Genomic DNA, 14418 nt, shown 5'->3' on the forward strand with positions numbered 1-14418 from the left:
AGGAAAGAAAATGACTGCAACAATCATCGACGGAAAAGAAACGGCAAAAGAAAAACGCGAACAATTGGCAAAAGAAGTAGAAGAGCTTAAAAAGCAAGGCGTCACTCCCGGCCTGGCGGTTATTTTGATTGGAGATGACCCAGCTTCTCATTCTTACGTGCGGGGAAAGAAAAAAGCAGCAGAAACAATGGGCATGAATTTTAAGCTTGATCAATTCGACAGCTCCCTCACAGAAGCTGAACTGCTTTCGATTATTGACAAATACAATGAAGACCCTGAGTTTCACGGAATTCTCGTTCAGCTTCCGCTTCCAGACCATATTTCTGAAAAAGCGGTGATTGAGCGTATTTCTCCTGATAAGGATGTAGACGGTTTTCATCCGTTAAATGTAGGGAAAATGCTGCTAGGCGAAGATACATTTCTTCCTTGCACGCCGCACGGAATTGTCGAGCTTTTGAAGAAAACCAATATTGACCTTTCCGGTAAAGAGGTTGTTGTAGTCGGCCGAAGCAATATTGTCGGTAAACCTGTCGGCCAGCTTTTATTAAATGAAAACGCGACAGTGACATACTGTCATTCAAGAACAAAAGATATATCTGAACATACGAAAAAAGCGGACATCCTGGTGGTGGCGGTCGGTAAAGCCAACTTCATCACTGCTGACCAGATGAAAGAAGGCGCCATCGTTATTGACGTCGGCGTTAACCGTTTGGAAAGCGGAAAGCTTTGCGGAGACGTTGAGTTTGAAGGTGCGAAGGAAAAAGCATCCTTTATTACACCTGTTCCGGGCGGAGTCGGTCCTATGACCATCACGATGCTTGCGCATAATACTGTTAAATCTGCGAAACGTACGTTATCATAGATCTTTGGAGATATTCAGAGACAGGCTAAAAACCCTGCCTCTGGATAATGAGCACGATACCCGCTTCTTCAGGCTCCTTAAGCCAGAGCGGGTTTTCTTTAGTTATGGTGCAGGAATGCTTACGAGAGGAGTTTGAGACATGGGTGAAACAGCGTATGTTACTGTCTCAGCGCTGACAAAGTATATAAAACGAAAATTCGATGTAGATCCTCACCTTGAAAATATTTGGATTAAAGGCGAATTATCGAATGTAAAGATACACACGAGAGGTCATATTTACTTCACGTTAAAAGACGAAAACGCCCGGATGCAGTCGGTCATGTTCGCCAGACAGAGCGAGCGTCTTCCTTTTAAACCTGAAAACGGTATGAAAGTGCTGGTGAGAGGCGGAATTTCCGTATACGAACCGAGCGGAAACTATCAATTATATGCAAAAGAAATGCAGCCTGACGGGGTCGGAGCGCTTTATTTAGCGTATGAAGAATTAAAAAAGAAGCTAGCCGGAGAAGGTTTATTTGACGAACGCTACAAAAAACAAATCCCCGCATTTCCAGCCACAATCGGGGTTGTGACATCACCCACAGGTGCTGCTGTCAGAGATGTCATTACAACTCTAAAAAGAAGATATCCCCTTGTAAAAGTCATTGTTCTTCCAGCGCTCGTTCAGGGTGAAAATGCGAGCAGATCAATTGTTAGGCGCATTGAAGAGGCGAATGAAAAACAGGCGTGCGACGTATTAATTGTCGGAAGAGGCGGCGGATCGATAGAGGAACTGTGGGCGTTTAACGAAGAAATCGTAGCCCGTGCGATCTTTGCTTCCAACATACCGATCATTTCGGCAGTCGGGCATGAGACGGATTTTACCATCAGTGATTTTGTTGCGGATATCAGAGCGGCGACACCTACAGGAGCAGCTGAGATTGCAGTGCCCCATACCACTGATTTAATTGAACGGACGAAAACGGCGGAAGTCAGAATGACAAGAGCGATGCAGCAGCATCTCATCCAAAAAAAAGAACGGGTTCAAACACTTCAATCCTCATATGCATTTCGCTTTCCTAAGCGGCTGTTTGAGCAAAAAGAGCAGCAGTTTGACCTTGCATACCAGCAGTTCCAAGCTCAGCTTACTGCGCTGTTGGACCGGAAAAGCAGACAGCTTGAGCGCGAAACTTACAGATTAGAGGCACTGCACCCCCATGAACAGCTGAAACAGGCGAGAAAACGGTATGAGGATCAGACGAATCAGCTGAAAAAAAATATGAATATCCAAATGAAGCAGCTGCATTCTCAGTTTCAAACCGTTCTTGGCAAGCTGAACGCGCTAAGTCCCCTTCAAATTATGGAAAGAGGATACAGCTTGGCTTATAAGGAAGATGAACTCATAAAAAGCGTCAGTCAGATAGAAGAGAAAGACCAGCTTGAGGTAAAGCTGAAGGATGGCGTGCTGACCTGTGAAGTATTAAATAAGAGAGGGGAAGAAAAATGACAGACATGAAAAAAAATGAAAGCATGACGTTTGAAGAAGCGATGAAAGGCTTAGAAAGCATTGTATCAAAGCTTGAAGAAGGCGATGTGCCTCTGGAGCAAGCAATTAACTACTTTCAAGAAGGAATGGCTCTTTCAAAAATGTGCCATGAAAAGCTTCAAAAAGTAGAAAAGCAAATGGACTTCATTTTAAAAGAAGACGGCGAACTGGCACCTTTTAGTGTTCAGGAGGAAGACGAAGGTGACAAATAATTTAGCTAGCTTTCTGGCGGAGCGTAAAAAAACGGTTGAAAAACAGCTCTTTGTATATACAGAAAACCTTAATATCCCGGATTCATTAAAAAAATCTATGCTGTATTCTCTTGAGGCCGGAGGGAAACGGCTGCGGCCTCTCATCGTGCTGGCGGTTTTGAATGCGTACGGAAAAAGTGAAAAAGACGGTATCCCAGTCGGGTGCGCTGTTGAAATGATTCACACGTATTCATTAATTCATGATGATCTGCCTTGCATGGATGATGATGATCTGCGCCGCGGAAAGCCGACAAACCATAAAGTATTTGGTGAAGCCACGGCTGTTTTAGCGGGAGACGGGCTGCTGACGGAAAGCTTTAAGCTGATTACGTCCCATGTGTCAGACGAAGTATCCGCAGAAAAGCGGCTTCGTCTTGTGAATGAACTGATTTCAGCAGCGGGAACCGAGGGCATGGTCGGGGGGCAGATCGCCGATATGGAAGCAGAAAACCGTCAGGTCACGCTTGAAGAACTTGAATCCATTCATGAACGGAAAACAGCCAAACTGCTCGGTTTTGGCGTCATCGCCGGCGCTATTTTGGCGGATGCGCCTGAGGAAGAAATTGAAACATTGCGCGTCTTCAGCAGGCACATTGGAATCGGTTTTCAAATCAGAGACGACATTTTAGATTTAGAAGGCAGTGAAGAGAAAATCGGCAAACGTGTCGGCTCGGATACAACAAACGACAAATCGACTTATCCGTCACTTCTGTCACTGGAAGGGGCCAAAAAGAAATTGGACGGTCACATAAAAGAAGCAAAGCGCTTGATCGACGGGCTCTCCCTTCAAAAAGACCTTTTGTATGAGCTTTGTGATTTAATTGCGGCAAGAGACCACTAAAACGATCCTTATTTGAAGCGGCTGCACGACATATGGTAAAATGTAAGCAGTTTCGATGAAAATCAAAAGGAAGAGCGCGTTTGTCTTTTTTTATGCCTGAGAAATGATCTGAGTTCAGCTCGGCATTTAAGACATATATCAATGCAGAAATTCATGCTGAAAGTGAGTTGATCCGCTTTGGATCTTTTATCAATACAGGACCCGTCGTTTTTAAAAAACATGTCCATTGATGAATTAGAGAAATTAAGTGATGAAATCCGTCAGTTTCTGATTACGACTTTATCGGCTTCTGGCGGTCACATTGGCCCTAATTTGGGTGTCGTTGAGCTTACCGTTGCATTGCATAAGGAATTTAACAGCCCGAAAGACAAGTTTTTGTGGGATGTAGGCCATCAGTCTTATGTTCATAAGCTGCTGACGGGCCGGGGAAAAGAATTTGAGACCCTTCGTCAGTATAAAGGGCTTTGCGGATTCCCGAAGCGGAGCGAAAGCGAACATGACGTATGGGAAACCGGTCACAGCTCAACTTCCTTGTCAGGTGCGATGGGGATGGCGGCCGCTCGCGATATTAAAGGAACGGATGAGTTTATCATTCCGATTATCGGTGATGGTGCGCTGACCGGCGGAATGGCGCTTGAAGCGCTGAACCATATCGGTGACGAGAAAAAAGACATGATTGTTATCCTCAACGATAATGAAATGAGTATCGCTCCGAATGTCGGTGCTATTCATTCCATGCTCGGACGGCTGCGAACAGCCGGGAAATATCAATGGGTGAAAGATGAGCTTGAATACCTGTTTAAGAAGATTCCGGCTGTTGGGGGCAAGCTTGCCGCTACGGCAGAACGTGTCAAAGACAGCCTAAAGTATATGCTTGTCTCAGGCATGTTTTTCGAGGAACTCGGATTTACTTATTTAGGCCCTGTGGACGGACACTCTTATCATGAGCTGATTGAGAATCTTCAATACGCTAAAAAAACAAAAGGCCCTGTCCTGCTGCATGTGATCACCAAAAAAGGAAAAGGGTACAAACCTGCTGAAACCGATACGACCGGTACGTGGCACGGAACCGGCCCATATAAAATTAATACAGGTGACTTTGTAAAACCAAAAGCCGCAGCGCCTGCATGGAGCAGCCTTGTCAGCGGCACAGTACAGCGAATGGCACGTGAGGACGAGCGAATCGTGGCGATAACACCGGCAATGCCTGTGGGTTCGAAGCTTGAAGGCTTTGCGCAGGAATTTCCTGACCGAATGTTCGATGTCGGAATTGCAGAGCAGCATGCCGCTACAATGGCAGCAGCTATGGCATTACAAGGGATGAAGCCGTTTCTGGCTATCTATTCAACCTTCCTGCAGCGTGCATATGACCAGGTTGTTCATGACATCTGCCGTCAAAACGCCAATGTGTTTATCGGAATTGACCGTGCCGGATTAGTCGGTGCAGATGGCGAGACCCATCAAGGCGTATTTGATATCGCGTTTATGCGCCACATTCCAAATGTGGTCTTAATGATGCCAAAGGATGAAAATGAAGGGCAGCATATGGTTCATACAGCGCTCAGCTATGACGACGGTCCGATCGCCATGCGTTTTCCGCGCGGAAACGGCCTCGGCGTCAAAATGGATGAACAGCTTAAAACGATCCCAATCGGCACGTGGGAGGTGCTGCGTCCGGGTAGCGACGCGGTCATCTTAACATTTGGAACAACAATTGAAATGGCGCTTGAAGCTGCTGAAGAGCTGCAAAAAGAAGGCCTTTCCGTACGCGTCGTCAACGCGCGATTCATTAAGCCGATTGATGAAAAGATGATGAAGGACATACTAAATGAAGGCTTGCCGATTCTAACGATTGAAGAAGCGGTCTTAGAAGGCGGATTCGGAAGCGCGGTTTTAGAATTCGCTCATGATCAGGGAATGTATCATACGCCGATCGACAGAATGGGCATACCGGATCGATTTATAGAACATGGTAGCGTAACGGCGCTTCTTGAAGAAATAGGATTAACGAAACAGCAGGTGGCAGACAGAATTCGATTGCTGGCACCGCCGAAGACACATAAAGGAATTGGATCATGACGGCTAAGAAAGAACGATTAGATGTATTACTAGTGGAAAGAGGGCTTGCGGAAACGCGGGAAAAAGCGAAACGGGCCATTATGGCAGGGATCGTGTATTCGAATGAAAACCGCTTGGACAAGCCTGGAGAAAAAATTGACCGCGAGCTTCCGTTGACCATCAAAGGAAACCCGCTGAAATATGTGAGCAGAGGCGGCTTAAAGCTTGAAAAAGCGCTAAAAGAATTTCCTGTCTCTGTTCAGGACAAAATTATGATTGATATCGGTTCCTCCACCGGCGGCTTTACAGACTGTGCTCTGCAAAATGGCGCAAAACAGTCGTACGCGGTGGATGTAGGCTATAATCAGCTTGCATGGAAGCTAAGACAGGACGAACGCGTCGTCGTGATGGAACGCACGAATTTCCGTTATGCGACTCCGGCAGACTTCACAAAGGGTATGCCGGAGTTTGCTACGATTGATGTATCCTTTATTTCACTTCGGCTGATCCTGCCCGTTTTAAAAACATTGCTTGTACCGGGCAGCGATTGTATTGCGCTTGTCAAGCCTCAGTTTGAAGCAGGCCGGGAATCTGTCGGCAAAAAAGGCATTGTCAGAGATCCGAAGGTGCATGCAGATGTCCTGCGGCACATGGTCAGTTTTTCGGCTGGCGAGGGCTATATCTGCAAAGGTCTGTCATTTTCTCCAATTACGGGAGGAGACGGAAATATTGAATTTCTCCTCCATTTGCACTGGCCGGGAGAAGGTCAAGAAGGCGCTGGCTTGCCTGAGGAGGAAATCAGCCGTATAGTGGAAGAAGCACATAAGACGTTAAAAGAAAAAAAAGCAGATGTACCGGAATAATAGGGCGCTATTATTCCTTTTTTCTGCATTCATGTACTTTTTGCGGAGAATCATATACCATATAAGAACAGATAAGCTGGAAATAGAGGTGCTTACATGAACAAAGGCCAGAGGCATATCAAAATCAGAGAAATCATTACAAGCAATGAAATCGAAACCCAAGATGAATTGGTCGACATGCTGAAGCAGGATGGATACAAGGTGACACAAGCCACGGTTTCACGTGATATTAAAGAGCTTCACCTTGTGAAGGTGCCGACAAATAACGGCTCATATAAATACAGCCTACCGGCGGACCAGCGTTTCAATCCGCTGTCTAAGCTGAAACGGTCACTGATGGATGCTTTTGTGAAAATAGACTCAGCAAGCCATATGATTGTGCTGAAAACCATGCCGGGCAATGCCCAGGCAATCGGAGCGCTTATGGACAATCTGGACTGGGACGAAATTATGGGGACCATTTGCGGAGATGACACCATTTTAATTATTTGCCGGACTCCTGAAGATACCGACGGCGTAAAAAGCCGGCTCCTAGAGCTGCTATAAAGGAAATCTAACAAAGATAAGAGGTGTAATGCTGTTTGTTAGCTGAATTATCGATTAAAAACTTTGCCATTATTGAGGAACTGACGGTTTCTTTTGAACGCGGGCTTACGGTTTTAACAGGAGAAACCGGAGCCGGCAAATCCATCATCATAGATGCCATTTCACTTTTGGTCGGTGGCCGCGGTTCATCTGAATTTGTCAGATATGGAGAAACAAAAGCCGAGCTTGAAGGGCTGTTTCTGTTAGATAGCGGCCATCCCGTTTTTGACGTCTGTGCTGAACAGGGGATTGACGTTTCAGATGAAATGATCGTCATGAGAAGGGATATCAGCACGAACGGAAAAAGCGTATGCCGGGTTAATGGCAAACTTGTAACGATTGCGTCGCTTAGAGAAATCGGCAGGCTTTTATTAGATATTCACGGGCAGCACGATAACCAGCTGTTAATGGAGGACGAAAACCATCTTCAGCTTTTGGACAAGTTTGCGGGAGCCGAAGTGGTCAGCGCACTTCAAGCGTATCAGGAAGGCTATCAGCGATATATGAAGCTGCTTAAAAAGCTGAAGCAGCTTTCTGAAAGTGAGCAGGAAATGGCACACCGGCTTGATCTGATTCAATTTCAGCTGGAAGAAATCGAATCAGCAAAGCTCGAACTGAACGAAGATGAGCAGCTGCAAGAGGAGCGCCAGCAAATTTCAAATTTTGAGAAAATATTTGAATCACTGCAAAATGCTTATAACGCGCTGCGCAGCGAGCAGGGCGGTCTGGACTGGGTCGGAATGGCGTCGTCTCAGCTTGAAGATTTATCCGATATTAACGAACCGCTGCAAAAACTTTCTGAGAGTGTTTCGAACTCCTACTACCTTTTAGAGGACGCTACATTTCAGATGAGAAATATGCTGGATGAGCTTGAATATGACCCCGAGCGCTTGAATTTTATTGAGACGCGTCTTAATGAGATCAAGCAGCTGAAGCGGAAATACGGGGCAACCGTTGAAGATATTTTAGAATATGCTTCTAAAATTGAAGAAGAGATTGATCAAATTGAAAACAGAGACAGCCATCTGCAAAGCCTGAAGCAGGAGCTGGATTCGGTTGGTAAAGATGTTGCAGTAGAAGCGGCAAACGTTTCCCGAATCCGAAAAACGTGGGCGAAAAAGCTGGCTGAGGAAATCCATCGTGAACTGAAAAGCTTATATATGGAAAAGTCGACTTTCGATACGGAGTTTAAGGTCAGAACGGCGACTCGCGGTGAGGAAGCGCCGGTCGTAAACGGACAGCCTGTTCAGCTCACTGAACAAGGGATTGATCTGGTGAAGTTTTTAATTTCCACCAATACGGGCGAGCCGCTGAAATCTCTTTCTAAAGTCGCTTCCGGCGGAGAGCTGTCGAGGGTCATGCTTGCTATTAAAAGCATTTTTTCCTCACAGCAGGACGTTACCTCGATTATATTTGACGAGGTAGATACAGGCGTAAGCGGCAGGGTCGCTCAGGCTATTGCTGAAAAGATTCACAAAGTATCGATGGGATCACAAGTGCTATGCATTACGCACCTGCCCCAGGTAGCAGCCATGGCCGATACCCATCTTTACATTGCGAAGGAATTAAAAGACGGAAGAACGACGACGCGTGTAAAGCCGCTGACTAAACAAGAGAAGGTGGCGGAAATCGGACGCATGATAGCAGGAGTCGAAGTCACAGACTTGACGAAACGCCATGCGAAAGAGCTGTTAAAACAAGCGGATCAAGTCAAAACAACTGGGTAAGCTGCGCGATATGCGCAGCTTATTTTTTTGTATACACATCCATTCGTTCATCAGTATATCCAATGTTTTTCTTTATAAGACAGTTATAAATAAGGGCTGAGAAGGCAAAAGTAATGATGTAGCAGCAATTCATAAAGAAGGTGTGGGGTAGGAGCGAGGAGAGTGAAGTAGTGAATGCCGGATAACATCAGAAAAGCAATAGGTTTAATTCTCCTTGTTTCGTTACTAAGTGTAGGTTTATGCAAACCATTAAAAGAGTATTTACTGATTCCAACGCAAATGAGAGTATTTGAAACCCAAACACAAGCCATTGAAACGAGTTTATCGGTAAACGCCCAGGAAAAATCATCAGAAGCGTTTACAGTTGAGAAAGACCCGCATGAAATCAAAGTCACAGGCAAAAAATCAGGCCAGTCAGAATTAGTATATGATCTTGCCGGATTTCCAATCAAAAAAACAAAAGTGCAAGTTCTTCCGGATTTAAAAGTCATACCGGGCGGGCAATCCATCGGTGTAAAACTTCATTCCGTGGGAGTCCTTGTCGTCGGGTTTCATCAAATTAACACAAGCGAAGGGAAAAAATCCCCTGGTGAATCGGCAGGTATTACAGCAGGCGACATTATTATTGAGATGAATGGACAGAAAATTGAAAAAATGAATGATGTTGCCCCGTTTATTCAAAAAGCGGGAAATACCGGAGAGTCACTTGATTTGCTGATCAAACGTGATAAACAGAAGATCAAAACAAAGCTGATTCCTCAAAAGGATGAAGCTGAAGGCAAATACCGAATCGGTTTATATATCAGGGATTCTGCCGCGGGCATCGGCACAATGACCTTTTATGAGCCGAAAACCAAAAAATACGGAGCGCTTGGCCACGTGATCTCCGATATGGATACGAAAAAACCAATCGTCGTGGAAGATGGAGAAATTGTCAAATCGACTGTGACATCAATTGAAAAAGGGACAGGCGGAAATCCTGGAGAAAAACTGGCGCGATTTTCCTCTGAACGCAAAACGATCGGGGACATTAACAGAAACAGCCCATTTGGAATCTTCGGCACGTTACATCAGCCGATTAAAAACAAAATATCAGATAAGGCGCTGCCGGTTGCCTTTTCAAATGAAGTGAAAAAAGGGCCTGCGGAAATCTTAACGGTCATTGATGATGATAAGGTAGAAAAATTTGATATCGAAATCGTCAGCACGACACCGCAAAAATTTCCGGCTACAAAAGGAATGGTCTTGAAAATTACCGATCCGAGACTGCTGAAGGAAACAGGCGGCATTGTACAAGGCATGAGCGGGAGCCCAATCATTCAAAATGGAAAGGTTGTCGGCGCTGTCACCCATGTGTTTGTCAACGACCCGACAAGCGGTTACGGTGTGCATATTGAATGGATGCTGTCTGAAGCAGGAATCGATATTTACGGAAAAGAAAAAGCAAGCTGACTGCCGGATCTCCGGCAGTTTTTTGCTTTTCCCCCTCTTCACTTCTCATCATACATACGTTAAAATGAACAAAAGAAGATTTTTCGACAAATTCACGTTTCCTTATTTGTCAAATTTCATTTTTAGTCGAAAAACAGAGAAAAACATAGAATAACGAAGATATGCCACTATTATTGTTAGTTATGATTTTTTTTAGAGGGTATATAGCGGTTTTGTCGAATGTAAACATGTAGCAAGGTGGAATCCTGTTAACTACATTGGGGGAGGAAGAAACGTGGAGAAAATTAAAGTTTGTGTTGCTGACGATAATCGAGAGCTGGTAAGCCTGTTGAGTGAATATATAGAAGGACAGGAAGACATGGAAGTCATCGGAGTTGCGTATAACGGACAGGAATGCCTGTCGCTATTTAAAGAAAAAGATCCTGATGTGCTCGTCTTGGATATTATTATGCCTCATTTGGACGGACTTGCTGTTTTAGAGCGCCTGAGAGAATCCGATCTGAAAAAACAGCCAAACGTCATCATGCTGACAGCCTTCGGGCAGGAAGATGTCACGAAAAAGGCCGTCGATTTAGGAGCGTCCTACTTTATTCTCAAACCGTTTGATATGGAAAACCTTGTCGGCCATATTCGCCAGGTCAGCGGAAATGCCAGCAGTGTGACGCATCGCGCGCCGTCGTCACAAAGCAGCATTATACGCAGCAGCCAGCCTGAACCAAAAAGGAAAAATCTTGACGCGAGCATCACAAGCATTATCCATGAAATCGGCGTCCCTGCACATATTAAAGGCTATCTCTATCTGCGTGAAGCGATCTCAATGGTGTACAACGACATCGAGCTGCTCGGCAGTATTACAAAAGTCCTCTATCCGGACATCGCCAAAAAATTCAACACAACCGCTAGCCGTGTAGAAAGAGCGATCCGCCACGCGATTGAAGTGGCATGGAGCAGAGGGAATATTGATTCCATTTCCTCATTGTTCGGTTATACAGTCAGCATGACGAAGGCAAAACCTACAAATTCAGAGTTCATTGCGATGGTTGCAGATAAGCTGAGATTAGAGCATAAGGCTTCTTAAGCATGATCAGCACAAGCACTTAAATCAAACGTCTTTTATTTATTGGTTCCGCTGATAAATAGGAGGCGTTTTGTTTTTGGATAAATCTGTTATAATAAATGCGGTAGATGGGTGAATATTTGTTTATACGCTTGGAGTGATCGAAAATGTGTGAAACGTACGGGCTGCTGATGGCTATATTTATCCTTTCGCTTTGTGTCAATTCAAACATCATCGTGGAGTCACACAAAATAGGCATGCTGATTGACTTCATTTCATTTGCTGCAATGGTCATATGTATATTCGTTGGTTGGACCATGAGAAACAGAAAGTCAAAAACGGATTGACACCCTTTATGCTGTATGTTCGTAGTAAAAAGAGCAATTGAGGTATAAAGGAGACATATCGTGAAAAAGAGAAAAAAGAAAAACAGAAAACGTGACGGACTGCTGTTCGATTTTCTAACCGAAGGAATTGGTCAGCTTCTCATTTTGCCATTTAAATATGTGCACAAACTATTCGATTGACGAAAAAGACCCTTTCTTAAGGGTCTTTTTTTATCAAAAAGACTGCCGAAACATTCCGGCAGTCACATCAAATTAATCTTTATAAGGAACCCATCCAGGTGTGTTCACAATCGCTTGCCATAGCGGCTCAGGCAAGTGATATTTTTCTTTGTCTGTCCCTTTTATCACAGTTTCAATTTGTTTTTCGCGTCCTTCTTTTACTTTTACAGCCCAATCAGGATCAACTAAAATTTCACGCCCCATCGCCACCAGCGGAATACCGTTTTCAATCACAGCAAGCGCGTCATTAGCAGAATGGATGGAACCAACAGCAATCAGAGGCACCTTGTGTCCGACACGTTCATTCAATAAGTCCATGCGCGTACGTGTCGGGTCTGCCCCGCGGCGCGCTTTGGAGTTGACGTCCATCAATGAAATATGGAGGTAATCCAGTTCTTTTTCTGCTAAGGCATCAACAAGCGTGAAGGTTTCTGTCATTGTCAGTCCCGGTGTATCTGGCTCTTCCGGAGACAGGCGGTAGCCGACTAAAAATGCACCCTTCGCGTGATCGGCAATTGCTTGTTTCACCTCATCCACAATAGCAAGCGGGAATGCTAATCGTTTCTCATCGCTTCCTCCCCAGCGGTCTGTGCGCTGATTTGTTTTTGGGGAATAAAACTGCTGAATCAAGTAGCCGTTTGCACCGTGAATTTCGACACCGTCAAATCCGGCTTCAATGGCGCGTCTTGTCGCTTGTCCAAAAGCCTTCACAATGTTTTCAACCTCTGCTTCTGTTAAAGCGCGGGCCATTTGTTTGCCGTTATCAGACACGTCACTTGGCGCGACAACATCCTGATTCGGAACGAGCTCAGCAGGGCATTCAATTCCGCCGTGATGAATTTGCACAATCGCTTTTGATCCTTGTGCTTGAATGGCTTGGGCTAATCTTTTTAGCCCGGCAATATGTGAGTCGTCATGGATGGCTGGCTGTCCGGAAAACGCTTTTCCATCAGGCGTGACGTTTGCGCATGCTGTAATCACCATTCCCATTTCTTTTGAACGGGGGATGATATAGTCCAGCTCCGCTTCAGAAATCGTACCATCCTCATTTGAAGAATAATGGGTCATTGGAGCAACCGCGATCCGGTTGTCAATCGTAACGCCGCTTCGGAATGTAAATGATTCAAAGAGCGGTTTGTACTTTGGATTCATAAGATCATCTTCTTTCGTTTGGATTCGCACATATTCTAGCCTATATGTAAAATTTGATGCAATCAATCTGCTTCACCGGCTGAATATCTTGAGTGCCGAATGTGGTTTTCTTCGCTCTTTTTCGGGGCTTTTGTAGCCGCCTTTGATTTGATGGCCAATGGAGCAAGTGATGACCGCCGCGGCTAGCAGCAGAACGAATTTTTTCATGAGCTGTAACTTCTTTCTGTAAAGTAAATATTCTTTAAAAGCTTACGCCTGCCCAACCCTTCCGTCAAACCTTCTGCTCACCGTATTCATCAATTTTTTGAAAATGAATATAAAGTTGCTTCTTTCAGCAAATTTTTTCTAAAATGCTGCTCTTTTAGAGACATCCTCATAGACAGATTCGCTTGCTTTCTTTCTAACAACAGGAAATCAGCAGGTCAGATAGCCCTTTTGAAAATCATGGAAACGTTGTGCCGGCTTTTGTGCAAGCTTTACAAATCCGCCATTCTGGTCAAAGATAAAAGCCAAACATCAGGAAGAGGTGATCATGTGAAACAAGCTGGTCTATTTCTGTTTACTGTACTGCTGCTTTCCGGATGCAGTATTGCAAGCGCGGATGAATCAGCCCCGAGGTTTACAGAAGAGGGCAAATACATCGGCTCGGCCGATCCTCATACAATCGCTGTTTCCCTTAACGGAGAAGAAACCATGATACAAGTTCCAAGAGACAAGCGCGATGATTGTGAGGATCTTCCAGATCACACAAATGTCCAGGTGAAATATATAAAAAAAGAGAACGGAACCTTACAGCTGGAAGATATTCAGCAAAAGAATTCGTAATGACAGACCGGAGGGAGAAACGTTGAGAATGTTATGGAGGAGTTTAGCGATATGCGGATTGGCTTTTATGCTCGCACCCTGTGCGCAAGCGGCAGAGCCGGTAGCAGGGAAGACGGTATATATTGATGCCGGCCATGGCGGTAAAGACAGCGGGGCAGTCGGAAACGGGCTCTTGGAGAAAAATATTAATTTGGCTGTCTCCCGTCATGTTGTGGACAAGCTGAAAGCGGAAGGAGCGAGCCCTGTCGCTACAAGGACAGATGATCATTTTTTGACCTTGGAGGAAAGAGTGGCAAAAGCAAGTGCAAACCATGCCGATCTTTTTGTCAGTATTCATGTGAATTCGGGCGTTTCCTCCGCTTCAGGCACGGAAACGTACTTTCAGTCTGATTATGAAGCGGAAAACAGTCAGCGGCTGGCATCAGATATTCAGTCAGAGCTGGTATCATCCTTACAAACAAGAGACAGGGGTGTGAAAGAATCAGATTTTTATGTCATTACATATTCACAAATGCCGAGCGTGCTGGCTGAGCTTGGATTTATTACAAACAGCTCTGATGCGGACAAGCTTGGGAGTGAAGTATATCAGGAAAAAGCTGCAGACGCGATTGTCGCGGGGATCGATTCTTATTACGCGCAATAGTCTGGGTACAA

General features: G+C 45.0%; 14 protein-coding genes. 12 read left to right on the plus strand and 2 right to left on the minus strand.

All coding sequences use genetic code 11. The features are described from left to right. The first annotated feature begins 10 nt into the window (after window positions 1–10). From folD to spo0A, 10 genes are all read left to right on the plus strand, one after another. Window positions 11–862, plus strand: a complete 852-nt coding sequence (gene folD, locus UJ203_RS03320; RefSeq protein ID WP_024122012.1) for a bifunctional methylenetetrahydrofolate dehydrogenase/methenyltetrahydrofolate cyclohydrolase FolD — start codon at window positions 11–13, stop codon at window positions 860–862. A gap of 139 nt (window positions 863–1001) precedes the next feature. After that, a complete protein-coding gene (gene xseA / locus UJ203_RS03325; protein WP_024122011.1) occupies window positions 1002–2348 on the plus strand; it encodes an exodeoxyribonuclease VII large subunit in 1347 nt (448 codons plus the stop codon). Continuing rightward, the gene (locus UJ203_RS03330) at window positions 2345–2599 is read left to right on the plus strand and encodes an exodeoxyribonuclease VII small subunit (protein ID WP_024122010.1); all 255 of its coding nucleotides are present in this window, start codon (window positions 2345–2347) and stop codon (window positions 2597–2599) included. The genes xseA and UJ203_RS03330 overlap by 4 nt, the downstream gene beginning before the upstream one ends. Beyond that, window positions 2589–3479, plus strand: coding sequence for a farnesyl diphosphate synthase (locus tag UJ203_RS03335; protein WP_322008592.1), 891 nt, complete (start codon window positions 2589–2591; stop codon window positions 3477–3479). The genes UJ203_RS03330 and UJ203_RS03335 overlap by 11 nt, the downstream gene beginning before the upstream one ends. Window positions 3480–3656: 177 nt before the next feature. Continuing rightward, on the plus strand, window positions 3657–5558 hold the full coding sequence (gene dxs, locus UJ203_RS03340) for a 1-deoxy-D-xylulose-5-phosphate synthase (RefSeq protein ID WP_322008593.1): 1902 nt from the start codon (window positions 3657–3659) through the stop codon (window positions 5556–5558). Beyond that, window positions 5555–6400, plus strand: coding sequence for a TlyA family RNA methyltransferase (locus UJ203_RS03345; protein WP_322008594.1), 846 nt, complete (start codon window positions 5555–5557; stop codon window positions 6398–6400). Before dxs ends, UJ203_RS03345 begins: the two co-directional genes overlap by 4 nt. 96 nt (window positions 6401–6496) lie before the next feature. Continuing rightward, a complete protein-coding gene (gene argR, locus UJ203_RS03350) occupies window positions 6497–6946 on the plus strand; it encodes an arginine repressor ArgR (RefSeq protein ID WP_010334883.1) in 450 nt (149 codons plus the stop codon). Between the two features lie 35 nt (window positions 6947–6981). Next, window positions 6982–8712: a DNA repair protein RecN gene (recN, locus tag UJ203_RS03355; protein ID WP_322008595.1), complete on the plus strand. Its 1731-nt coding sequence runs from the start codon at window positions 6982–6984 to the stop codon at window positions 8710–8712. A gap of 174 nt (window positions 8713–8886) precedes the next feature. Further along, window positions 8887–10164, plus strand: coding sequence for a SpoIVB peptidase (gene spoIVB / locus UJ203_RS03360; protein ID WP_024122004.1), 1278 nt, complete (start codon window positions 8887–8889; stop codon window positions 10162–10164). 274 nt (window positions 10165–10438) lie between these two features. Next, entirely contained in the window at window positions 10439–11242 is an 804-nt protein-coding gene (gene spo0A, locus UJ203_RS03365; protein WP_010334880.1) for a sporulation transcription factor Spo0A, read from the plus strand. Between the two features lie 578 nt (window positions 11243–11820). On the opposite strand, the gene UJ203_RS03370 is transcribed toward spo0A, so the two are convergent. Further along, window positions 11821–12939: an NADH-dependent flavin oxidoreductase gene (locus tag UJ203_RS03370; protein ID WP_322008596.1), complete on the minus strand. Its 1119-nt coding sequence runs from the start codon at window positions 12937–12939 to the stop codon at window positions 11821–11823. 72 nt (window positions 12940–13011) lie between these two features. Beyond that, window positions 13012–13146, minus strand: a complete 135-nt coding sequence (locus UJ203_RS03375; RefSeq protein ID WP_024122000.1) for a hypothetical protein — start codon at window positions 13144–13146, stop codon at window positions 13012–13014. A 327-nt stretch (window positions 13147–13473) separates the two neighbouring features. On the opposite strand from UJ203_RS03375, the gene UJ203_RS03380 reads away from it, so the two are divergent. Both UJ203_RS03380 and UJ203_RS03385 read left to right on the plus strand, forming a co-directional pair. Continuing rightward, window positions 13474–13764, plus strand: a complete 291-nt coding sequence (locus UJ203_RS03380) for a hypothetical protein (RefSeq protein WP_024121999.1) — start codon at window positions 13474–13476, stop codon at window positions 13762–13764. 22 nt (window positions 13765–13786) lie between these two features. Next, window positions 13787–14407, plus strand: a complete 621-nt coding sequence (locus tag UJ203_RS03385) for an N-acetylmuramoyl-L-alanine amidase (RefSeq protein ID WP_322008597.1) — start codon at window positions 13787–13789, stop codon at window positions 14405–14407. Window positions 14408–14418 lie beyond the last annotated feature (11 nt).

Origin of the sequence: Bacillus sp. V26, assembly GCF_034296245.1 — a bacterium.
Lineage (GTDB): Bacteria > Bacillota > Bacilli > Bacillales > Bacillaceae > Bacillus > Bacillus halotolerans.

What these genes read in the sequence shown, in the direction of transcription:
- folD (WP_024122012.1), top strand. Translation starts at nt 11, where the DNA reads ATGACTGCAACAATCATCGACGGAAAAGAAACGGCAAAAGAAAAACGC.
- xseA (WP_024122011.1), top strand. Translation starts at nt 1,002, where the DNA reads ATGGGTGAAACAGCGTATGTTACTGTCTCAGCGCTGACAAAGTATATA.
- UJ203_RS03330 (WP_024122010.1), top strand. Translation starts at nt 2,345, where the DNA reads ATGACAGACATGAAAAAAAATGAAAGCATGACGTTTGAAGAAGCGATG.
- UJ203_RS03345 (WP_322008594.1), top strand. Translation starts at nt 5,555, where the DNA reads ATGACGGCTAAGAAAGAACGATTAGATGTATTACTAGTGGAAAGAGGG.
- argR (WP_010334883.1), top strand. Translation starts at nt 6,497, where the DNA reads ATGAACAAAGGCCAGAGGCATATCAAAATCAGAGAAATCATTACAAGC.
- spoIVB (WP_024122004.1), top strand. Translation starts at nt 8,887, where the DNA reads ATGCCGGATAACATCAGAAAAGCAATAGGTTTAATTCTCCTTGTTTCG.
- UJ203_RS03370 (WP_322008596.1), bottom strand. Translation starts at nt 12,939, where the DNA reads ATGAATCCAAAGTACAAACCGCTCTTTGAATCATTTACATTCCGAAGC.
- UJ203_RS03375 (WP_024122000.1), bottom strand. Translation starts at nt 13,146, where the DNA reads ATGAAAAAATTCGTTCTGCTGCTAGCCGCGGCGGTCATCACTTGCTCC.